General features: G+C 63.7%; 19 protein-coding genes and 1 tRNA gene. 11 read left to right on the top strand and 9 right to left on the bottom strand.

Annotation, left to right across the window (positions count from 1 at the left end):
- Positions 1 to 209: 209 nt before the first annotated feature.
- Positions 210 to 1,985 carry a diguanylate cyclase gene (locus RTQ46_RS03525; RefSeq protein WP_312434639.1) on the top strand — a complete coding sequence of 592 codons (1,776 nt, stop codon included), beginning with the start codon at positions 210 to 212 and terminating at the stop codon, positions 1,983 to 1,985.
- Here the strand turns inward: RTQ46_RS03525 and RTQ46_RS03520 are convergent.
- Entirely contained in the window at positions 1,968 to 2,450 is a 483-nt protein-coding gene (locus RTQ46_RS03520) for a CinA family protein (RefSeq protein WP_312434638.1), read from the bottom strand. The genes RTQ46_RS03525 and RTQ46_RS03520 overlap by 18 nt on opposite strands.
- Positions 2,451 to 2,704: 254 nt before the next feature.
- Here RTQ46_RS03520 and RTQ46_RS03515 point away from each other — a divergent pair, with 254 nt between their 5' ends.
- Both RTQ46_RS03515 and RTQ46_RS03510 read left to right on the top strand, forming a co-directional pair.
- Positions 2,705 to 3,829: an ATP-binding protein gene (locus RTQ46_RS03515; protein WP_312434637.1), complete on the top strand. Its 1,125-nt coding sequence runs from the start codon at positions 2,705 to 2,707 to the stop codon at positions 3,827 to 3,829.
- The gene (locus RTQ46_RS03510) at positions 3,826 to 6,399 is read left to right on the top strand and encodes an EAL domain-containing protein (protein WP_312434636.1); all 2,574 of its coding nucleotides are present in this window, start codon (positions 3,826 to 3,828) and stop codon (positions 6,397 to 6,399) included. Before RTQ46_RS03515 ends, RTQ46_RS03510 begins: the two co-directional genes overlap by 4 nt.
- A 13-nt stretch (positions 6,400 to 6,412) precedes the next feature.
- Here RTQ46_RS03510 and thiL read toward each other — a convergent pair whose 3' ends face one another.
- On the bottom strand, positions 6,413 to 7,393 hold the full coding sequence (gene thiL / locus RTQ46_RS03505) for a thiamine-phosphate kinase (protein ID WP_312434634.1): 981 nt from the start codon (positions 7,391 to 7,393) through the stop codon (positions 6,413 to 6,415).
- A gap of 79 nt (positions 7,394 to 7,472) precedes the next feature.
- Between thiL and RTQ46_RS03500 the strand changes: the two genes are divergently transcribed.
- Positions 7,473 to 8,078, top strand: coding sequence for a hypothetical protein (locus RTQ46_RS03500; RefSeq protein ID WP_312434633.1), 606 nt, complete (start codon positions 7,473 to 7,475; stop codon positions 8,076 to 8,078).
- Here RTQ46_RS03500 and RTQ46_RS03495 read toward each other — a convergent pair.
- Positions 8,075 to 8,593: a MarR family transcriptional regulator gene (locus tag RTQ46_RS03495; protein WP_312434632.1), complete on the bottom strand. Its 519-nt coding sequence runs from the start codon at positions 8,591 to 8,593 to the stop codon at positions 8,075 to 8,077. The genes RTQ46_RS03500 and RTQ46_RS03495 overlap by 4 nt on opposite strands.
- Positions 8,594 to 8,713: 120 nt before the next feature.
- Here RTQ46_RS03495 and RTQ46_RS03490 point away from each other — a divergent pair, with 120 nt between their 5' ends.
- From RTQ46_RS03490 to RTQ46_RS03475, 4 genes are all read left to right on the top strand, one after another.
- Positions 8,714 to 9,907, top strand: coding sequence for an MFS transporter (locus RTQ46_RS03490; RefSeq protein ID WP_312434630.1), 1,194 nt, complete (start codon positions 8,714 to 8,716; stop codon positions 9,905 to 9,907).
- Between the two features lie 39 nt (positions 9,908 to 9,946).
- Entirely contained in the window at positions 9,947 to 10,543 is a 597-nt protein-coding gene (locus tag RTQ46_RS03485; RefSeq protein WP_312434629.1) for an SMI1/KNR4 family protein, read from the top strand.
- The gene (locus RTQ46_RS03480) at positions 10,524 to 11,138 is read left to right on the top strand and encodes an SMI1/KNR4 family protein (RefSeq protein ID WP_312434628.1); all 615 of its coding nucleotides are present in this window, start codon (positions 10,524 to 10,526) and stop codon (positions 11,136 to 11,138) included. Before RTQ46_RS03485 ends, RTQ46_RS03480 begins: the two co-directional genes overlap by 20 nt.
- A 210-nt stretch (positions 11,139 to 11,348) precedes the next feature.
- On the top strand, positions 11,349 to 13,664 hold the full coding sequence (locus tag RTQ46_RS03475; protein WP_312434627.1) for an NADP-dependent malic enzyme: 2,316 nt from the start codon (positions 11,349 to 11,351) through the stop codon (positions 13,662 to 13,664).
- Positions 13,665 to 13,721: 57 nt separating this feature from the next.
- On the opposite strand, the gene RTQ46_RS03470 is transcribed toward RTQ46_RS03475, so the two are convergent.
- The 3 genes from RTQ46_RS03470 to RTQ46_RS03460 all read right to left on the bottom strand — a co-directional run bounded on the left by RTQ46_RS03470 (position 13,722) and on the right by RTQ46_RS03460 (position 15,690).
- Positions 13,722 to 14,597, bottom strand: coding sequence for a hypothetical protein (locus RTQ46_RS03470; RefSeq protein ID WP_312434626.1), 876 nt, complete (start codon positions 14,595 to 14,597; stop codon positions 13,722 to 13,724).
- Positions 14,598 to 14,684: 87 nt separating this feature from the next.
- Positions 14,685 to 15,185 carry a hypothetical protein gene (locus RTQ46_RS03465; protein WP_312434625.1) on the bottom strand — a complete coding sequence of 167 codons (501 nt, stop codon included), beginning with the start codon at positions 15,183 to 15,185 and terminating at the stop codon, positions 14,685 to 14,687.
- Positions 15,186 to 15,279: 94 nt separating this feature from the next.
- Entirely contained in the window at positions 15,280 to 15,690 is a 411-nt protein-coding gene (locus RTQ46_RS03460) for a GNAT family N-acetyltransferase (RefSeq protein ID WP_312434623.1), read from the bottom strand.
- 104 nt (positions 15,691 to 15,794) lie between these two features.
- Here RTQ46_RS03460 and RTQ46_RS03455 point away from each other — a divergent pair, with 104 nt between their 5' ends.
- The 3 genes from RTQ46_RS03455 (at position 15,795) to RTQ46_RS03445 (ending at position 17,235) form a co-directional block, all read left to right on the top strand.
- Positions 15,795 to 16,187, top strand: coding sequence for an Imm10 family immunity protein (locus RTQ46_RS03455; RefSeq protein ID WP_312434622.1), 393 nt, complete (start codon positions 15,795 to 15,797; stop codon positions 16,185 to 16,187).
- 209 nt (positions 16,188 to 16,396) lie between these two features.
- A complete protein-coding gene (locus tag RTQ46_RS03450) occupies positions 16,397 to 16,783 on the top strand; it encodes a BPSL0067 family protein (protein ID WP_312434620.1) in 387 nt (128 codons plus the stop codon).
- A 29-nt stretch (positions 16,784 to 16,812) separates the two neighbouring features.
- On the top strand, positions 16,813 to 17,235 hold the full coding sequence (locus RTQ46_RS03445) for an STY0301 family protein (RefSeq protein WP_312434777.1): 423 nt from the start codon (positions 16,813 to 16,815) through the stop codon (positions 17,233 to 17,235).
- A 70-nt stretch (positions 17,236 to 17,305) separates the two neighbouring features.
- On the opposite strand, the gene RTQ46_RS03440 is transcribed toward RTQ46_RS03445, so the two are convergent.
- The 3 genes from RTQ46_RS03440 to RTQ46_RS03430 form a co-directional block, all read right to left on the bottom strand.
- Positions 17,306 to 17,392, bottom strand: a tRNA-Leu gene (locus RTQ46_RS03440).
- Positions 17,393 to 17,539: 147 nt separating this feature from the next.
- Positions 17,540 to 18,862: an enoyl-acyl carrier protein reductase FabMG gene (locus RTQ46_RS03435; protein WP_312434619.1), complete on the bottom strand. Its 1,323-nt coding sequence runs from the start codon at positions 18,860 to 18,862 to the stop codon at positions 17,540 to 17,542.
- 245 nt (positions 18,863 to 19,107) lie between these two features.
- Positions 19,108 to 21,456 carry a DNA polymerase II gene (locus RTQ46_RS03430; RefSeq protein WP_312434617.1) on the bottom strand — a complete coding sequence of 783 codons (2,349 nt, stop codon included), beginning with the start codon at positions 21,454 to 21,456 and terminating at the stop codon, positions 19,108 to 19,110.
- Positions 21,457 to 21,543: the final 87 nt, after the last annotated feature.

Raw genomic sequence — 21,543 nt, 5'->3', positions numbered from 1 at the left:
TGGCGATTGTTGAGAATAGTTCTTTTTTGCCCGATAGGCAACCGCCCATGACTGGCCGGGTGCGGCATGTTGACTGGCATTTTTACCACAATGCTTTGCAAAGATGCCATGTTGATGGCCAAATCTGGTTATGATGATGGGAAAGAATATCATTGATGCAAAGCAATTTTTGTGTGAAGAATCCACCCCAGAGTGTGAATAAGGATGCCGTGCCGCTCTCCAGTCTCGACAAAGCCGACATAGACCGCCTGAACCTGCACGGCTTGTCCTGCCTGGTCGGCAACCGCCGCCAGGCCCGGCGCCTGACGCAGCTGGCGCTGGCGGCCGCCGAACGCCTCGATTATGCGCGCGGGCGCGCGTATGCCGAACTGAACCAGTGCTGGCTGGCCTATTACGGCGGCGAAGCGGAGCCGACCTGTGCCGGGCTGCAGCAGTATTTTCATCAAGGCTATGACCTCGAAGGCGGGATGGAAGTGGCCGCGCTGCAGGGCGCGTACGCCAGCCGGCGCGGCGAGTTTGCCGAAGCCGAGCAGTTTTTCTTCCTGGCGCGCAAGCTCGCCGCACAGATCCCCGATTCCCTGCATAAATTCATGCTGTATGCGCGCCTCGGTGTCGATGCGCTGAACCGCGGCGACACGCAGGAAGGACCGCGCAATTTCCTGCTGGCGCTCGATATCGCCGAGCGCTTCGGCACGCCCGCGCACCGCGTCAACAGCCTGTCGAACCTGGCCTCGTCGCAGCATGACCTGGGCAATGACGAAGACGCCATTCCGCTGCTGTACGAAGCGCTCGACATCATCGGCACGCAAAAACTCAAGTACCAGCACACCATCGTCTCGGCCAACCTGGCCATGTGTTTGCTGGCCACCGGCAAGCCGGCCGAAGCGCTGGCGCTGGTCGAGCCATTCTACGAGTGGCCCGAAGACGACCTGGCGATCCGCGCCTTCCTGTTCTGCATTGCCGCCCATGCCGCCATCTCGCTGGGACAGCCCGACAGCGCCCTGCAGCTGCTGCAGCGTGCCAGCGACTATGCGAACCAGGCGCAGGACCTGGAAGAGCAGATGCATGTGTGGCTGGTGCGCGGCAAGCTCGACCTGCATGCGGGCGACCCGGCCACGGCACTGGTGTCGCTGACGCAGGCGCACAGCCTGCTCAGCTGGACGCGCAATCCGTTCCACCAGCAGCAGATCCTGCGCGGGCTGTCCGACATCAACGCGCAGCTGGGCCACTGGCAGCAGGCGTATGGTTTCCTGCAGCAGTATCACACCGCCTTCGAGGCCAGCAGCCGCTCGGCGCGCGCCTCGCGCGTGCTGATGCGCAACCTGGAAAAGGAAATGCGCAACCTGAAGGCCGAGCGCGACAAGGCGCTGGAATTGCAGGCCGCGCGCGAGTCGGAAAACGTCAAGCTCGAACACCTGAACCGCGAGCTGGCGCACCAGATCATGCATGTCAATTCGCTGCAGGACAGCCTGAAGGAGCAGGCCATGCGCGACCACCTGACCGGCCTGTACAACCGCCGCCATTTCGAAACCTGTTTGAACGCCATCCTGCACGAGGCCAATGCCGACGAGCCGGTCGCCATCATCATCATCGACCTCGATTTTTTCAAGCGCATCAACGACACCTATGGCCATAACTTTGGCGACGAAGTGCTGATCCAGTTCGCGCGCCTGGTCGAAGGCCAGCTGCGCGGCAGCGACATGGTGTGCCGCTACGGCGGCGAGGAGTTCTGCCTGCTGCTGCGCGAGGCCGACAGCGTGGTGGCCGCGCACAAGATCGACGATATCGCCGCGCGCTATCGCCAGCTGCTGATCAAGCAGGCGCCGCACAGCCTGTCGGGCTGCACGTTTTCGGCCGGCATAGCCGAGTATCCGCTGCATGGCGCCGGCCGCCATGAACTGCTGATGCGCGCCGACAGCGCCCTGTATGCGGCCAAGCAGGCCGGACGCGACCGCGCCGTGATCGCGCTACACGAGCAAGCGTAGCAAGCCCTGCAAGGCATGCGCCACCGCCTGCGCGCGCACGGCCTGGCGGTCGCCGGCGAACACGCAGCGTTCCGTCTGCACGCCGTCAGGCGTGGCCCAGCCGAAGCAGACGGTGCCGACCGGCTTGCCGGGCACGGCGCCACCCGGACCGGCGATGCCGGTGGTGGCGACGGCAACCTGCGCCTCGCTGTGCGCCAGCGCGCCGCGCGCCATGGCGGCCGCCACCTCCTCGCTGACGGCGCCGCGTTCCGCAATCAGCGGCGCCGGCACGCCCAGCATCTGCGTCTTCGACACGTTGGTGTAGGTGACAAAGCCCCGCTCGAACCAGGCGCTCGAGCCGGCAACGTCGGTGATGGCTTGCGCCACGCCGCCGCCCGTGCACGATTCCGCCGTGGCCAGCAACCGGCTCCTGGCATGCAGGGCCTGGCCCACCTGGCGTGCCAATTCAAAAATGTCGTCGTTCATGGTATGACCGTGGAAAGTTCAAGTGCCGACTGTAGCATGGCGCAGTGCGGACGGGCAGGCTGGCAGGCGCGCGCGATAGATGAAAGTTTCCCCTTTGATAGCGAAAACTGCGTACACTTATTTGTGTATTTGCCAGCAATTGAGCTGCACAATTGTTGCAGTGGCTGCTAGTGCAGCTCGGCAATATTCTGGTATCGATCCGGATCGACCTTTGAATCAACCTTTGAATCAACCTTTCTTTCGCATTGGCTGTCATGGCACTTTTCAATCAGCACGATGACGAGCAGATCAATCAGGCCAGGCTGCGTGCCATCCGCCACAAGCTGGCCCTGTTGGGCCTGCTGAGCACCATGGCAACGCTGGGCATTGCCATGGGTGCCGTCGTTGTCCATGACTGGTACGGCGGCCAGCGCAAGCCGGGGGCGGACTACCTGGCAATTGCGCTGGGCGTGACGTTGCTGGCGCTGCTGTTGGCCTGGCTGCTGCTGCGCCGCCTGCGGCAGGTGATCATCGACCCCATCCTCGCCGAGGCGTTCACGCGGATGCAGTCGGACGTCGAGCAGCGCACGCAGGCGCAGCAGGAAGTGATGCGCCTGAATCGGGAGCTGGAAGCACGCGTGCATGAACGCACGATGCAGCTGGAACTGCGCAATGGCGAACTGGCGCTGGCGATGGAAGAGGCGCGCAGCGCCAACCAGGCCAAGTCGGCCTTTCTGTCATCGATGAGCCATGAATTGCGCACGCCCCTCAACGCCATCCTCGGCTTTTCGCAAATCCTCAGCTCCGACCGCCTGCCCTCGACGCTGGAACAGAAAAAAGAGTTTGCCGGCCATATCCTGAAGTCGGGCCGCCACCTGCTGACCCTGATCAATGACATCCTCGACCTGGCCAGGATCGAAGCGGGCGCCGTCAGCCTGTCGCTCGAAGCGGTCAGCCTGCAGATGCTGCTGCACGAGTGCCGCGACATGACGGCGCCGCTGGCCGCCGGGCGCGGCATCAGCATGGCGTTTGCCGATGATTGCCGGCTGCAGGTGCTGGCCGACCGCACGCGCTTGAAACAGATCCTGCTCAACCTGCTCTCGAACGCCCTCAAATACAACCGCGACCAGGGCAGCGTGAACGTCGGCTGCAGCGTGCAGCCTGGCGGACGGGTGCGCATCAGCGTCAGCGATACCGGCACGGGTCTCGACAGCGCGCGCCAGGCGCAGCTGTTCCAGCCGTTCAACCGCCTGGGCCAGGAAAGGGGGGCGCAGGAGGGCAGCGGCATCGGCCTGGTGGTCAGCAAGCGGCTGGCCGAATTAATGGAGGGCAGCATCGGCGTGGACAGCAGCGCAGGCGTGGGCAGCACCTTCTGGATCGAACTGGATGCGGCGCCATGATCAGCCAGGCCGACATCTATGGCGCGCGCATCCTGATCGTCGACGATCAGCAAGTCAATCTGCAGCTGCTCGAGCACCTGCTCGAAAGCGGCGGCTATACCTCGCTCACCAGTACCCTCGATGCGCATGCCGTGGCCGCGCTGCACCAGCAGCATCAATATGACCTGATCATTCTCGACCTGGTGATGCCGGCCATGAGCGGCTATGCGGTCATGGATGCGCTGCGCCCGCTGGAACTGGAAGGCTACCTGCCGGTGCTGGTGATCGCCGCCGACCCCGACGCCAGGCTGGCGGCGCTGGCGTCGGGTGCGCGCGACTTCATCAGCAAGCCGTTCGATGCACTGGAAGTGCTCACGCGCATCCACAACATGCTCGAAGTGCGGCTGCTGCACCGGGCCGCGCGCAACTACAGCGCGCGTCTCGAAACGATGGTCAGCCAGCGCACGGCCGAGCTGCGGCGCTTTCGCGGCGCCATGGACGCCACCAGCGACGCCATCTTCCTGGTCGACATGCCGGACATGGCGCTGGTCGATGTCAACGACGGCGCCTGCCGCTTGCTCGGCCATACGCGCCAGGAACTGCTGGCGCTGCCGCCCGGCAGCGTGCTGCCTTCGCCGGTCCTGCCATTGACGACGCTGCCCGAGGGCGCCACGCATCTGGCGCTCGAAGCGGGCGAATGCGACCTGCTGCGGCGCGACCTGTCGACGGTGCCGGTGGAACTGGGCTCGCACTGGTATGCGCAAGCGCCCGAAGACGCCACTGCCGGTACCGGCGCGCCGCTGCTGATCGCGGTGGCGCGCGACATCAGCGAGCGGCGCCAGGCGCAGGAGCGGCTGAAACACCTGGCCCATTACGACAGCCTGACGGGACTGCCCAACCGCAGCCTGTTCTACCAGACGCTGGCGCAGGCGGTCGAGCTGGCGCAGGAAAAATCCTGGCGCATCGTGGTGCTGTTCATTGCGCTCGACCGCTTCAAGAGCATCAACGACACGCTGGGCGCGGCGCTGGGCGACGAATTGCTGCGCCAGTTCAGCAACCGCCTGGTCGCCTGTGTGCGCCTGCGCGACACGGTCGGGCGCCTGGGCGACGATGAGTTTGCGCTGATCCTCACCATGAGCCGCAACCAGCAGGAAGCGGTGGCGGTGGCCAACCAGGTGCGCGACGCCCTGCGCGCGCCATTCGACCTGCGCGGCCATGCGGCCACGCTGACGGCCAGCATCGGCATCGCCATGTATCCCGACGACGCGCTCGACCCGGAAACCCTGATTCGCTACGCCAACACGGCGATGGGCGGCGCCAAGCAGGCCGGGCGCGACGGCTACCGTTTTTTCACGGCCGGCATGAACGTGCAGGTGCTGGCGCGGCTGGACCTGGAACTGGCGCTGCGCCATGCGCTGGAGCACGAGCAATTCATTTTGCACTACCAGCCCAAGGTCGACCTGCGCACCGGCCGCATCAGCGGCGTGGAAGCGCTGCTGCGCTGGCGCCGTCCCGGCTATGGCCTGGTGGCGCCGGCCGAATTCGTGCCGGTGCTGGAAGACACGGGCCTGATCGGGCGCGTCGGCTCGTGGGTGATCGGCGCCGCCTGCCGCCAGATCGCGCAGTGGCGCGACGAGGGCGTGGGACCGGTGCGCGTGGCCGTCAATGTGTCGAGCCGCCAGTTTGCCGAAGGCGACCTGGAAGGCGAGGTGACGCGCGCGCTGGCGCAGCATCAGGTGCCGGCCGAACTGCTGGAGCTGGAACTGACGGAAACGGCGCTGATGTCGAACGCCGAGCGCACCATCGTCGTGCTGGGCAAACTGAAGAAAATCGGCGTCAAGGTGGCGATCGACGACTTCGGCACCGGCTACTCCAGCCTGGCCTATCTGCAGCGCTTCCCGATCGACAAGCTGAAGATCGATATCGCTTTTGTGCGCAACATTACCAGCAGCCCCAACGACGCGGCCATCGCGCTGGCCATCATCAGCATGGCGCACAGCCTGAAATTGAGCGTGGTGGCCGAGGGCGTCGAGTCGCGCCCGCAGCTCGAATACCTGCGCCGCAACCGCTGCGACGAAATCCAGGGCTTTTATTTCAGCCGTGCCCTGCCGGCGCTGGAACTGGGCCAGATCATCACCGCCGGCGCCGGCCTGCCGCCGGGCCACGATCCGGCCGCGCAGCCGGCGCAGACCCTGCTGATCGTCGACGACGACGTCAACGTGCTGTCGTCCCTGCACCGTTTGTTCCGTCCCGACGGCTACCAGATCCTGACGGCCAGCACGCCGGCCGAGGGCTTTGAAATGCTGGCCCTGCACCGCGTGCACGTGATCGTCTGCGACCAGCGCATGCCCGGCATGAGCGGCACCGAGTTCCTCAGCAAGGTCAAGGAACTGTACCCGGAAACCATCCGCATCATCCTGTCCGGCTACACGGGCCTCGAAGCCGTGCTCGACTCGATCAACCGCGGCGCCATCTACCGGTTTTACACGAAACCGTGGGACGACACCACGCTGCGCGACAATATCCGGCTGGCATTCCAGCATTACTGGATGGTCAATCAGCCGGGACTGGCAAGGGCGGTTGTGCGCTAGGCGGCTTCGTCAGCTAATCGCTGAAATGATCGAATGAACTGAGCTGCAAATCCAGCGCCGCGCCTGCCGCATCGGCCAGGCGCAGGCCTGCCCCGGCCTCGATGCGGCCCACGCGCGTGACGGGCGTGCGGCATTGACCGGCCAGCGCGGCAATCGCCCCGCGCGACGAGGCCGGCGCCGTAAAGCACAATTCATAATCATCGCCGCCGGCGGCCGTGTAGCGGCGGCGCAGGCCGGTTTCCTGCTGCGCCAGGATGGGGCCGGCCGGCAGCGCGTCCACGTTCAGGGTGGCGCCCACCTGCGAGGCTGCCAGGATATGGCCCAGGTCGCCCACCAGGCCATCCGAGATATCGATGGCGGCGTGCGCCAGGTTCGATTCGGCCAAGGCACAGCCGAGCGCCACGCGCGGCGTCGGCGTATGCATGCGCACCGCCGCGCTGGCCAGTTGCTCGGCCGACAGCGACTGCTCCATGCGGTAGCCGGCCAGCGCCAGGCGCGCGTCGCCCAGGGTGCCGCTGATCCAGATATCGTCGCCAGCCACGGCGCGGCTGCGGCGCAGCGCCTGGCCCGGGGCCAGTTCGCCAAACACGGTGATGCAGATGTTCAGCGGGCCCTTGGTGGTGTCGCCGCCGATCAGCTCGCAGCCATGCGCATCGGCCAGCGCAAACAGGCCTTCGGCAAAGCCGGCCAGCCAGGCCCGTTCGGCTTGCGGCAGCGCCAGCGCCAGCGTAAATGCCACCGGGCGGGCGCCCATCGTGGCCAGGTCGGACAGATTGACGGCCAAGCTTTTGTGGCCCAGTTTGCGCGCATCGGCACCGGCAAAGAAATGCCGGTCCTCCACCAGCATGTCCGACGAGATGGCGATCTGTTTGCCGGCCGTGGGTGTCAGCAGCGCGCAGTCGTCGCCGATGCCCAAGGTGGCGCGTCCCGGGCGCTGGCGCACGAAGTATTGTTTGATCAGGTCGAATTCGGAAAGGGTGTCGGGCAAGGCCATGGTGGGGTGCGTGAGTTGTGCCGGGCCTCGATTATAGGCTGGCCTACAATGGCCGTCTTTGCCTGGACGAGGTTTTGCCATGTTGCTTCCCGATTTGCACGCCGTGGTGCTGGCGTATCTTGCCGATGGCTGGCTGCGCGACCCCGCGATGGCCGGCCTGCGCAGCTTCGAGCACGCCGAACTGGCCGTGCGCGGGTTTGACATCATCGGCCCGCCGCAGGGGCTGGCCCTGTATGAAGAGCAGCGCCGCTTTCGCCGCGCGGGCAGGGTGGTGCAGGGGTCGTTCAAGGTGTTTCTGGAACAGGGCCATTTCCATGGCAACGGGCTCGATCTGGGCTATCAGCTGCGGCTGGCGGGCGTGCTGCGCGCCGCGCGCGGCCAGGCGCTGCCGCCGTTCAAGGTGCTGCTGCGGCGCGATGCAAGCTGGGGCGCGCTGCTGTTCGACAACGGCCTGGTACTGCATTTTGCCGCCAACCTGCGCGGCACGCCGCGCCATTATTTCCTGACGATCGTCGAAGGGAGCGTGCCGGCGCCGCCTGATAGCGAACTGGACCTGCGCGCCGCCAGCCAGGCGCATGCCGACGTGCTGTATGCGACCTATGCGCCGGCCGAACTGCAGCGCCTGGCGCATCGCGGCCATGCGCCGCTGCGCGAGCTGATCCGTGAGTTGCGCAGCTTGCGCTAGTTTTTCGCCTGCGCCATGCCCTGCAGCAGCTTGCCCAGCAACTGGCCCAGCTGGGTTTGTTCGCGCGCGGTCAATGACCCCAGCATCTTGCGTTCGTTGTCCACATGCAGCAGCACCAGCCTGTCGATCAGTTCGCGCCCGGCGCCCGTCAGCGCCACCAGCACGCCGCGCCGGTCGGTCGGGTGTTTCTGCCGTTCGATCAGGCCGGCCATCTCCAGCCGGTCGATGCGATTGGTCATGCCGCCCGAGGACAGCATGGCCGCCTCGTACAGCGCGGTCGGCGTCAAGGCATACGGCGCGCCCGAGCGGCGCAGGGTCGCCAGCACGTCGAATTCGCCGGGCTGCAGGCCGTGTTCGGCAAACAGCGGGTTGAGCCAGTCGCGCGCCATCAGCTGCGCCACGGTGCCCAGCTGCCCCACCAGCTGCATGGCTTTGGTATCGAGTTGCGGCAGTTCGCGCTGCCATTGTTCCGCTGCAAATTGAGCGCGCTGATGTTCGTCGGGCGTATCGGTCATGGCAATCCTTTTATCTTGACGTCGAGACGATTTTATATCTTCATGTTAAGATACTTTTCATCGAGTTATTTCTCCTTGAAGTATTAAACCATGTGCCTCCTTGCGGGGCAAGGACTATCCATGCCATCGAAAAGCGACACATTGCGTTCTCCTTCCTCCGCCCTGCTGGTGGCCGCCATACTTTTGCTGGGCCTTAACCTGCGTCCGATCCTGGCCGCCATTGGGCCTCTGCTGGACGCCATCCAGACTGGCACCGGCATCAGCAGCGCGGACGCTGGCCTGCTGACCACCGTGCCCGTGTTTGCCATGGGACTGTGCGCGCTGGCCGGCGCGCAGTTGCAGCGGCGCCTGGGCGTGGTGCGCGGTGTCGGCCTGGGCATTGGCATCATCGCGCTGGCCTGTTCCTTGCGCTGGCCGCTGCACGGCAGCGCCGGCCTGATCGCCACCGCCGCGCTCGGCGGCCTCGGCATCGCGCTGGTGCAGGCCTTGCTGCCGGCGTTTATCAAGCGCCACTTCCCCGAGCGCGCCGGCCAGCTGATGGGCTTGTATACCACCGGCATCATGGGTGGCGCGGCGCTGGCGGCCGCCTCCGCGTCGCCGCTGGGGCAACTCCTGGGCTGGCAAACGCTGCTGGCGCTGTGGGCGCTGCCGGCCGCCGCCGCGCTGCTGCTGTGGCGCCGCGCGACCGCCGCACGCGTTGATGTGGCGGGCGGCAGCAACGCCAGCCTGCCCGTGCGCGCGCCGCGTGCCTGGCTGTTGATGGTGTTCTTCGGCATCGGCACCGGCGCCTACACGCTGGTGCTGGCCTGGCTGCCGCCGTTCTACACCGAGCTGGGCTGGAGCGCCGCGCGCAGCGGCCTGCTGCTGGGCGCGCTGACCCTGGTGGAGGTGGCAGCCGGTCTGGTGGTCTCAAGCATCCTCCACCGCTTCCCGGACCGCCGTCCTCTGCTGCTGTCGGTGCTGCTGTCCGTGCTGGCGGGGCTGGCCTGCCTGATTGTCGCGCCCGTGCCGCTGGCGATTCCCGCCGTGATCCTGCTCGGCTGCGGCATCGGCGCGCTGTTTCCGCTATCGCTGATTGTCAGCATGGACCATGTGACGGAACCGGCCGGCGCGGGCGCCTTGCTCGGCTTTGTGCAGGGCGGCGGCTATATCATCGCCAGCGCCATGCCGTTTATCGCCGGCCTGATCCGCCAGCATTCGGCCAGCCTGGCGCAGGCGTGGATGGTGATGGCGGGCGGGGTGGTGGTGTTGCTGCTGATCACACTGCGTTTTGCGCCCGGTGCTGGCGTGCGCCGGCTGCGCGCCGCAAGCTGATATATTTTGCCGTCTTGACATCCCGGAAGCCACGCACGCATGGATATCGTCAATCACTATCTCGCAGGACTGCGCCAGGTTTTGCCGCCCACCCCGCTGGCACGGCTGGCTGTTGCCGGTGGCGCCAGCGCGGCGCAATTGCAGACCTTGCTGCAGGCGTTTCCCGCTTGCCCGGCCAGCCTGCTTGCCCTGCTGAGCCAGCTCAACGGCACGCACTGGGACGATGACGAAGACGGCGTCGGCACGGCCGTGCTGGTGCTGGGCGCCGATCCGGGCATGGGCAGCTATCCGTATTTCCTGCGCTCGGTCGAGCAGATACTGGAAGACAGGCAACTGTATCCCGACAGCATAGTCGAGATATATGGCGAGCTGGCGGACGACGATAGCGTCGTGCTGGACAGCGGCATCGATGCGCAGGCCAGCGGCAAGGAACGGCTGTGCTTTGCGCACTGCATGAACAATGGCGGCACCTCGATGCTGTACCTGGATTTTGCGCCAGGCTCTGGCGGCGTGGCGGGACAGGTGATCCGTTTTGTGCACGACCCGGACGAGTACCGCGTGATTGCCGCCAGTTTTGACGATTACCTGCAACTGCAGATCAACCAGGAGTATGCGTTTGTCGACCCCGAGCAATAAATCCCCCCTTCTTGAAACCTACCTCGCCGGCGTGCGTGAGCGCTTGCCGCAGGAAAGCCTGGACGAGCTGGCGCTGGCCAGCGGCGCCAGTGCGCAGCAGCTCGATCAGCTGCGCCAGGCTTATCCGCTATGCCCGGACAGCCTGTTGCGCCTGCTGGCCACCTATAACGGCACGTATTACGACGCATATCCTGGCGGCATGGTGCTGGTGTACCTGCTGGGCTCGGATGTTTTCGAGTATCCGTATTACCTGAGCTCGGTCAAACAGATACTCGAAGACAAGGAAGCCGATCAGCGCAGCATCGCCGACATCTATGGCCATTATCTTGAGGAGGACCCCGGCATCGTCGATGCGCGCATCGATGCGACGGTCAGGCAGGGGCAGCGCCTGTGTTTCTCCCACTGCATGAACAATGGCGGCAGCTCGAAGCTGTATGTCGATTTCTCGCCGACGGCCGCCGGCAAGAGCGGCCAGATCGTGCGCTTCCTGCATGACCCCGACAATTACCAGGTGATCGCCAACAGTTTTGACGAGTACCTGCAGATGCTGATCGATGAAGACTACGGCTTTCTGATCGAAGACAACTTTGAATAAGGCCGTTTTTGATCGAAAAAAATTATTGATATTAAAAAATCGATAGTTTTTTGCATCGTTTCGGTTTGCGCCGTCGCACGCCTTTACAATGGTGGGTTATGCGGTTTCGTGATAACAGACTATGCTTGCGGAAAATACCTAGCGGCTTGAAAGTAGCGGTCTGATAAAATCGCGAACACCCCGATCGACCAAACAGGAAGGCAGCACAGCATGGATTCGTCATCTGATAAAAAAGAAGAATTGCGTCAACAATTGCGCTCGGCCGCACTCGAATATCACGAGTTCCCGCGCCCCGGCAAGATCAGCGTGACGCCTACCAAGACACTGACCAACCAGCGCGACCTGGCGCTGGCCTACTCACCCGGCGTGGCCGCTCCCTGCGAAGAAATCGTCATCGACCCTGCCAACGCCTACAAATACACGGCGCGCGGCAACCTGGTGGCCGTGATTACCAACGGCACCGCCGTGCTGGGCCTGGGCAATATCGGTCCGCTGGCGGCCAAGCCGGTGATGGAAGGCAAGGGCGTGCTGTTCAAGAAGTTCGCCGGCATCGACGTGTTCGATATTGAAATCAACGAGCTCGATCCGGACAAGCTGGTCGACATCATCGCCGCGCTGGAACCGACCTTCGGCGGCGTGAACCTGGAAGACATCAAGGCGCCCGAGTGCTTCTATATCGAACGCCAGTTGCGCGAGCGCATGAAGATTCCCGTCTTCCATGACGACCAGCACGGCACCGCCATCATCGTCGGCGCCGCCATCCTGAACGGCATCCAGTATGTCGGCAAGGACATCAAGAACTGCAAACTGGTGGTGTCGGGTGCCGGTGCCGCCGCGCTGGCCTGCCTGGACCTGATCGTCGACCTGGGCTTCCCGCTCGAAAACATCTTCGTCACCGACCTGGCCGGCGTGGTCTACAAGGGCCGCACCGAACTGATGGATCCGGACAAGGAACGCTTCGCGCGCGACACCGACGCCCGCACCCTGGCCGAAGTGATCCCGGACGCCGACATCTTCCTCGGCCTGTCGGCCGGCGGCGTGCTGAAACAGGACATGGTCAAGACCATGGCCAAGAACCCGCTGATCCTGGCGCTGGCCAATCCGAATCCGGAAATCCTGCCCGACGACGTGAAAGCAGTGCGCGGCGACGCCATCATCTGCACCGGCCGCTCGGACTACCCGAACCAGGTCAACAACGTACTGTGCTTCCCGTACATCTTCCGCGGCGCCCTCGATTGCGGCGCGACCACCATCACGCGCGAAATGGAGATCGCGGTGGTGCACGCGATCGCCGAACTGGCGCACGCCGAGCAGTCCGACATCGTCGCCACCACCTACGGTTTCACCAGCCTGTCGTTCGGTCCGGAATACCTGATCCCGATGCCGTTCGATCCGCGCCTGCTGATCAAGATCGCGCCGGCAGTGGCCAAGGCGGCCGAAGATTCCGGCGTGGCGACGCGTCCGATCGCCGACCTGCAAGCGTACGCCGACAGCCTGCAGCAATTCGTGTACCGCAGCGGCACCTTCATGAAGCCGCTGTTCCAGGTGGCCAAGAAAACCGCAAACGAACTCAAACGCATCGTCTACGCCGAAGGCGAAGAAGAGCGCGTGCTGCGCGCGGTGCAGGTAGTGGTCGACGAGAAACTGGCGCGTCCTATCCTGGTGGGCCGCCCGGCCGTGCTGGAAGCACGCATCCAGAAGTTCGGCCTGCGCCTGAAACAGGGCGTCGACTTCGACATCATCAATCCGGACTTCGACGAGCGTTACCGCGACTACTGGACCACGTACTACGAGATGACCAGCCGCAAGGGCGTCACCGAGGAATACGCGAAGCTGGAAATGCGCCGCCGCCACAGCCTGATCGGCTCGATGATGATCCACAAGGGCCACGCCGATGGCATGATCTGCGGCACCTTCGGCACCACGCAGCTGCACCTGAAATATATCGACCAGGTGCTGGGCAAGCGCGCCGGCAGCAATGTATATGCGGCCATGAACGTGCTGATCATGCCCGAGCGCCAGCTGGTGATGGTCGACACCCACGTCAATGAAAACCCGGACGCGGATCAGCTGGCCGAAATCACCATCATGGCAGCCGAAGAGATGACGCGTTTCGGCCTGTCGCCGCGCGCGGCCCTGCTGTCGCACTCGAACTTCGGTTCCAGCGACAGCGCCTCGGCGCAGAAGATGCGCGCCGCGCTGGCCATCATCAAGGAACGCGCGCCGGAGCTGGAAATCGACGGCGAAATGCACGGCGACACGGCGCTCGACAGCAAGCTGCGCCACAAGCTGATGCCGAATTCGGATCTGAAACACGACGCCAACCTGCTGGTGATGCCGAACATCGAGTCCGCCAATATCGCCTACAACCTGGTGAAAACGGCTGCCGGCAACGGCATCGCGGTGGGCCCGATCCTGCTCGGCTGCGCCAAGCCGGTGCACATCCTGACGCCATCGGCCACCGTGCGCCGCATCGTCAACATGACGGCGCTGTGCGTGGTCGATGCAGTGGCACAACGGCTGTAATGGCTGAGTGTTCGCGCTGAGCGAAAGCCGCCCCATCCGCAAGGAGGGGCGGCTTTTTTACAGGGGCGGCATGGTGACGGGCATGGCCGTGGCGAGCGGATAGCGGCGCAGGTAATAGTGACGGTACAGCATGATCTCGCCCCATACCAGCAGCAGCGCTGCCAGCGCGAACAGGCCGATCGTGATCTTGAGCGAATTGAAGTAGGCGCTGGCCTGGTGCTTGATGGCGTCGATAAAGATCATCGGCAAGGACTTGTCGAGCTTGCTGAAGTCGGCCTGGCGCGTGACATCGGTAGTCACGCGCACGGCCAGGTCGGTGCCCAGCTTGGCCAGTTCGCTGGTGGGCTGGCCACGGAAGTCGGAACCCTTCAGCGCCTCGCCCAGCACGCTGGCCTTGCTGATCAGCTGCTCCTGCAGCACATCGGTCAGCAGCACGCTGCCGCGGCGCAGGATGAAGTCGTTGATCCAGCGCGCCTTGCTGCGTTCCCAGTAGCTGCTTGAGGTCGGCTGGTAATACATGCCTTTGACATACGGTTCGATCAGGCTGCGCATGCTGACCGGCTGGCCCGGCGCGATCAGCCTGGCCTGTGTTTCCAGGTAGCGGCGCAGCACCGGCGCCTGCGCTTCGAACACCGGCTGCAGGTCGCGCACCAGCGCCTGGTTGACCACGCGGTGCACGCTGTGCACGGCGCCAAACGCGCCGCCGAGCACCGGCAGCGCCAGCAGGATCAGAACATAGCTGAGCTTGGCCGCCACATGCCAGGCGCGCGGACGGCGTACCAGCAGGCATTTCCTGGCCAGCTGGTAGCAGATGATCGCGGCGATGACAAACCCGAGCACGCCATACAGCAGCATCCATGGCAGGGCGGTCCACAGCAGGTCGCTGCCGAATGGCGCCAGGCTGCTGCCCCAGTTGAGCAGTTGTGCATTCATCGCTTTGCCTTGATTGTGAATAATCAGGCAAGTATAACCTTTTCGCAATGCAACATCTGCACGCTTGAAGAGGCGCGTGAAACGCGATTAATTGAACGGTGACAGGTCCAGCCAGACGGCATAGGACAGGCGCTTGCCATTCCACAGCCCGCCGCCACGAATCACCGCATCGCACGAGGTCAATTGGCCGGCCAGGTCCAGATGGCCCAGGTTGCGGTGCAGCTTCAGCGCATCGTTGTGCGCCAGGAAACCAACCAGCTGGCCGTCGATAAAAACGGCCACGGCCTTGTCCTGGAACGGATTGGCGTCGTCGCACACCAGCAGCGCCAGGCATTGCTCATCGGCGTTGCCCGGGCCATGTTCGCCGGCCAGTTTCGCGATGGCCGGCTGGTACATCGAATCGTTGTCCACTTCGGACGCATAGCGGCCGCCATCGGTCCAGTGGTGCGCTGGTGCGCCGGGCGGGATCGCCGGCACATACTGGCGGATCGACAGCAGCGCCTTGTCCAGCGGCTTGACGGGCGTACGGCCGCTGAAAACGTAATACAGCAGGGCGATCACGGTCGCGATGGCAAGCAGGTAAAGCATGGTATCTCTCTGAATTCGAAGGGGACGTTGCCGCTGGCGGCACGCGCTGCCGACACTATAGCAAGCCGCCTCCCCGGCCGCCATGCCTGAATGGCTAGCGCTTCATCGCCATGCCCACCGACTTTGGTGCCGTGTGCGTGAAACCGAACTGCGCGTACAGATTTTGCGCCTGGCCGTCGGCGATCAGGCTGACGTAAGCGCTGGCCGGTACCTGTTCTTCGATATAGCGCATGATCTCGCGCATGATCAGCTTGCCCAGTCCCCGCCCCTGGTGCGCCGGCAGCACGGCGATATCGACCACCTGGTAAAAGCAGCCGCCGTCGCCGATGATGCGGCCCATGCCGACGATCTCGTCGCCCTGCAGCACCTGCACCGCAAACAGCGAGTTCGGCAATCCCCTGGCCGCCGCTTCCGCCGTCTTCGGACTGAGTCCGGAAGCACTGCGCAGATGGCAATAGGTGGCGGCATCGGGAATGGCGAGAACAGTGGTGTAAGGCGTGGACAAGGCAGGCTCCTGGAGGTGGGTGGATGACAGGCAATTATAAATCTGCCTGTTCTCGCGCTGCCAATTGCGCTATGGTGGCGGCATCGATTCTTTGAAAGCACGCCATGTCCGCAGGATTTACCGCCACCGACCTCTCCGTCCTCGCCGAGGACGACGCCCTGATCACCACCCTGGCCGCCCCGGCCGCCAACGGCGAGACCGTCTATCTGATGTTCCAGCGCGCCGACGAGTACGACGAGCAGGACGTGGCGCTCGGCATGGACGAGCCGTATATCGAATACTGCGGCCAGGAATTCTCGTGGTACGGCCATATGCACGCCGTGATCCTGCACGCCAACCGCCTGTCGGTGCAGATGGACGCCGAGGCCGCCATGCAGATGGACGACGACGGCCAGATCGACGTGCGCTTCAACCTCGCGCCGGAGCGCTATGCCCAGCTGCAACAGGCGCTGCGCACGACGTTCGAGGGCTGCGAGTATTACCGCGAAGAGCGCTGAGGAAGTCCGCATGGATGCGCCGATACCGCAACCGACCCTGACAGGTACGCTGGTCGAGCTGCGTCCCTGGCGTTCATCGATACGGCGCAGGCGGCGGTGAGGGAGGGCATGGCGCAGGCCGGCAAATCACCGGTAGTTTGTTTTTCTTCAAACGAGACTTCGTTACCGGGCTGTACCGTAAGGCACTTCTTCATGACAGGGAGAGCAAGATGCCTTACATCTATACGCGAGTCGATGAGCTTGAAAAAGCCACAATGGTTGGTAACCACCAATGCGTGGCACTGGTCAGGGAATATGCCGGTGCGCCGCATACGCTGGCATGGCGGCAGGGCGAGGCAGTACTGGGCAGTAGCCTGATCAGGAAAGGGACTGCCATCGCCACCTTCGTGGACGGCCGATATGCCAATCGCTCATACGGCAATCACGCCGCGATTTACATGGGCCAGATACCTTCGGGCATACTCGTCATGGATCAATGGGCAGGAAAACGGCAAGGGGTTATTTCTTCTCGCACCTTGCGGGCCAAAGGGAAACACAAAAATGGCTTGTATATCGATCCCAGCAATAATGCTGACGCCTTTTTCGTTATCGAATAGGGGCCGCGATGCAGAATCATTGCTTGCACGTGCGCAAGGCCATCCTTGCTGGCGCCTGCTGCTTCATTCCCGTACTCGCTGGCGCCATGTCATTAGCCATCTGCCCAAGCAGTATTGCTGACACCTCCATCAAGCTCGATCCCGTGCCTGCCGGCTGGACTGCGTATATCGCCGGCCCGCTTTACCTGAACTCGGCTGCGCCAATCGACGGACCGCCGCAACGCAAGGGGGAACTGGTTCCCACGGCAGAGCGCAAGGCAAAAGGACAGACTATTTTTGTCTGGCAGCTGGAGGGGGCTTTTCCGGATGGGAAATGGTTGCAGTGCAGCTACGGCGAATATGGCCAGGTGACGCTGTCGAAAAGAATGGAGGACAGTGTCAGGCGCTGTGAGGTCAGCTACAAGAAGGGCAGCAAGGCGGGACAGAACGAGATCGGCATTGATTGCCGCTAGCGCAGAAACAAAAAACCCGCCGTCATCTGGCGATGGGCGGGTCTAGGCGGTGCTGCCAAAATATGTTGCGTGGTGCCGGGAGCCGGAATCGAACCGGCACGCTGTTTCCAGCGCGGGATTTTGAGTCCCGTGCGTCTACCTATTCCGCCATCCCGGCAACGCGAGACGCATTATCACTGATTTATCATGATCCGGCAAGTTTTTTGCTTTGCCTATCATTTATATCGTTTGCGCGCCAGCCCTGCCGGCCATGAAAAACGCCGCCGCAGGCGCGAACCCGGGGCGGCGTCGTGGGCGCTGCAGCTTAGGCCGGGTTATGTACCGAGCTCAGTTGACGCGCGATGATGTCGTGGTTGAGCCAGATGACCGGTGCTTGCGGGTCCGACATTTCATGGAACATCAGCGGACCGGTGCCTTCCAGTACCAGCGAACTCAGGTGGTCGGTGATCAGTTCCTTGCGGTCCTTGTGCAGCTTGGTGATGTCGTCGGAGGTGCCGATCATCACTTCGGCCAGTTCCGGCGTGTTGTCCATCGGCCAGGCGGCGAAGTTGCGGAAGTGCACGCTGGTGGCGTCGCCGTTGTAGGCAGCGATGCGGTCGAGCAGGTCCTGCAGCGAGGTGCCGTCTTCCAGCAGGGCCTGGCAGGTTTCCCATTGCTGTTCGGCCCAGGCGCCGCCGCCTTCTTTTTTCAGCGCGTCGAGCAGGGGGAACAGCGACAGTTCCACGCCGACGAAAATGTCGGACGAATTGGTGCGGATTTCCGGGCAGTTGAAGACGGTGGCCTTGATGCCTTTGTCCCACGCGGCCTTGGCCACGTTTTCCAGGCGCATCTTGGCCAGGCCCTGGGTGTAGTTGCTGTAGGTTTGCCACTGGTACTTGCCGTCGATCAGGATCTCGGTACCGTGGTAGCCGTAGGCGCTGTAGCGTACCTGGCCGCCGGCTTGCTCGATGCGGTTGCGGATGGCGGCGCTGCCGTCGATCAGGTGCTGCAGGGTGTTGGCGGTGACTTCGTCGAAGTTCATCAGGATCAGCTTGCCCAGGTCGCTGTCGAGCAGGGCGCGCGAAGACATGAAGCGCTCGCCGCGTCCCTTGTAGATGCGGTTGGCGATCGCCAGGAAGACCTTGACCTTCGGAATGCCGCCGGCCATGGTGTGGGCGAAATACACATTGCTGCCGTCAGGAATCAGCGTGTCGAGCTCGGCCATGGCTTTCGCCACGGAGGCCGTGAAGCGGGCGGTGCCGGCTTCGCGCGAGCGATTGATCTTTTCCCAGTCCAGCTTGTCGTCCTGCCAGCTTTTCAGCGTCAGGTCCGACAGCAGTGCGGTCGGGGTCGGTTCGCCTTCCGGTGCGTCCAGGTCGAAACCGGCCATCAGCGGCACGTTGATGATGCGCCCGCCCAGGTTGGCTTCGGCTTCGGCCAGCTCTTCCGCGTTCAGCGGGCGCAGCGCCAGGTTTTCATCGCGGCGACCGACCGTCATGCCGACGATATTCATGCCCGCCTTGCGCGCCTCGTCCAGCAGGCCATTGACATAGCCCCGGCCGAACAGCTCGCCAAACAGCACAAAGGTATCGCCTTTGCGGAAGATGTTTTTTTGCGGAATGTCTCTTAAGGAGGTGATCTCGGTCATGGTGTCAATTCATTCTAAAAATGGCAAACAATCGGCAGGCAGCGGCCGCATTGGTTGCTGGTTCAACAGTGGGTGCACTTCAGTCAGGAAACTCGTGACTGCAGCCGCATCGTCTTGTAACTGGTACAGCTCTTATTCTTTCGCCATGGCGTATTTTACGCCTGCGCTGCGGCTTGCGCCTGCGGCCGAGGCCGGACAGGCGCCGATATTACCTCAGCTTGGCGGCGCAGGTAAGCAGAATCGTGTCAGAACAGGTCGTGTTGCGGCGACACCAGCCTGGAAAAATCGTCGCCCAGGAAGGGCAGTATCGCGTCGGCCACCGGCTGCAGCTGCTTCTCGAGATAATGTTGATAGTCGATGTGCGAACGCTGCGTCTCCAGCGGTTCCGGGCCGGCCACCGTGATCACATAGCTGATCCAGCCGCCATTCTGGTACTGCAGCGGCCGCCCCTGCGCCAGGTTGTAGGCGTCGGCCGTGCGCGCCGCGCGCACATGCGGCGGCACGTTGCGCTGGTAGTCGTCCAGCGGCCGGCGCAATCGCTTGCGGTACACCAGCAGCGCGTCGAATTCGCCGGCCAGGGTACGCTGCACGTAGTCGCGCACATAAGCCTGGTAGGGCGCGCGCTGGAAGATGCGCAGGTACAGGGCCTGCTGGAATTGCTGGGCCAGCGGGGTCCAGTCGCTGCGCACGGTTTCCAGGCCCTTGTAGACCATCTGTTCGCTGCCGTCGCTCTTGCCGACCAGCCCGGCATAGCGTTTCTTGCTGCCTTCTTCCGAGCCGCGGATGGTGGGCATCAGGAAACGCCGGTAGTGCGTTTCAAATTGCAGCTCCAGCGCACTGTCGAGGCCGAATTCCTCGCGCAGATACTGCTGCCACCACTGGTTGACCTGTGCCACCAGTGCGCGGCCGATGGTGGCGGCCGCTTCCTCGTCGTGCGCCGTTTTCAGCCAGACGAAAGTCGAGTCCGTGTCGCCATAAATTACCTGGTAGCCCTGTTCGGTAATCAGCTCGCGCGTGCGGTGCATGATGTCGTGGCCGCGCAAGGTGATCGACGAGGCCAGGCGCGGATCGAAGAAGCGGCAGCCAGTCGCGCCCAGCACGCCATAGAACGCATTCATGATGATTTTCAGCGCCTGCGACAGCGGCGCATTGCGCTCGCGCTTGGCCGCTTCGCGCCCTTGCCATACCTGGTTGACGATGGCGGGCAGGCAGTGTTTTTCACGCGAAAACAGGGCGCCGCGGTAGCCGGGCACGGGGTTGATCTCGCCCTCTTGCGTGCCGACCACCAGCCCGACCGGGTCGATCAGGAAGGTGCGGATAATCGACGGGTACAGGCTCTTGTAGTCGAGCACCAGCACCGAGTCGTACAGCCCCGAGCGCGAATCCATCACGAAGCCGCCCGGGCTGTTTTCGCCAGCGACGTCGCCCAGATTGGGCGCGACAAAGCCTTGCCGGTGCATCATCGGCAGGTACAGGTGTTCGAAGGCGGCCACCGAGCCGCCGCTGCGGTCGGCCGCCAGGCCGGTCACGCTGGCCCGCTCCAGCAGAAAAGTCAGCAGTTCGGTTTTCGCAAAGATGCGCGTGACCAGTTCGCAGTCCTTGAGGTTGTAGCGCGCCAGGGCCGGCTTGTCCTCGCGGAAGCGGCGGTCGATCTCGGCCATGCGCTGGTACGGATTGTCGATAGCCTTGCCCTCGCCGAGCAGGGTTTGCGACACGTTTTCCAGGCTGAACGACGGGAAATTCCAGGTCGCCGACTTCAATGCCTCGATGCCGTCGATGATCAGGCGCCCGGCGGCGGCCGCAAAATAGTGTTCCTGCTTGCCGCCGTGTTCTCGCCATTCGAGTTCCGCGCCGCCACGCCCCAGTTTTAATGGCACGCGGTGGCGCTGGGCCTGCTCGCGCAGCACGCGCAGGTCGAACTGCACCACGTTCCAGCCGATGATGGCGTCCGGGTCGTGGCGTTCCATCCAGCTGTTCAGGCGTTCGATCAGCTGGCCGCGGCTGGCGCAGTATTCGAGGTCGAAATCGAGCGCCTCGTCGCCGCCGTTCTTTGGCCCCAGCATATACACCTGGCGCTGGCCGCAGCCTTCCAGCGCGATCGAGTACAGCTCGCCATGGGCCGTGGTTTCGATATCGAGCGAGGCCAGCCTCAAACTGGGCCGGTAGCCGGGCGCCGGTTTGAGCTGTGCCTGGTCCGGGGTTCTGGCGTTGAACATTACCGGCGCCGTGATGAAGCGCTCCATCAGGTAGCGCTCGTGCGGGCGGATATCGGCTTCGTACACATCGACGCCGTGCGCGCGCAGTTCTTTTTCCAGTTTCAGCAAGTGCCGGTATTGCTTGCAGTACAAGCCCAGCACGGGGCGGTGGTGAAAGTCGCACAGGGCCAAGGGCCGCAGTTCGGCATCACGCTCGCCGCGCAGCAGCAGTTCGGCCCGTTCCTTTTGCTCGACGGGAATAAATGCCACCGAGGTCTGCGGCGGCAAACGCACCAGGCGCGGACCGGCGTCGGTCGCCAGCCAGAAATCGACCTGCGTGCCGGCACTGGTGTCGCGCCAGTGGCGGGTCAAAATAAAACCCTGTTGTAATGAATGCACCGTTGACCTTGCTCCCTGATTGACTGCGCGCCGTGGCGTTGGGCTGCATGGTAATGCAAATGCGTAGTGGTGAATATGGCCTCAAGG

The sequence above is a fragment of the Janthinobacterium sp. genome (assembly GCF_031995485.1).
Taxonomy (GTDB): Bacteria; Pseudomonadota; Gammaproteobacteria; order Burkholderiales; family Burkholderiaceae_D; genus Janthinobacterium.
The sequence above is the reverse complement of the archived record's forward strand: the minus strand, read 5'-3'. Positions and strand labels throughout refer to the sequence as shown.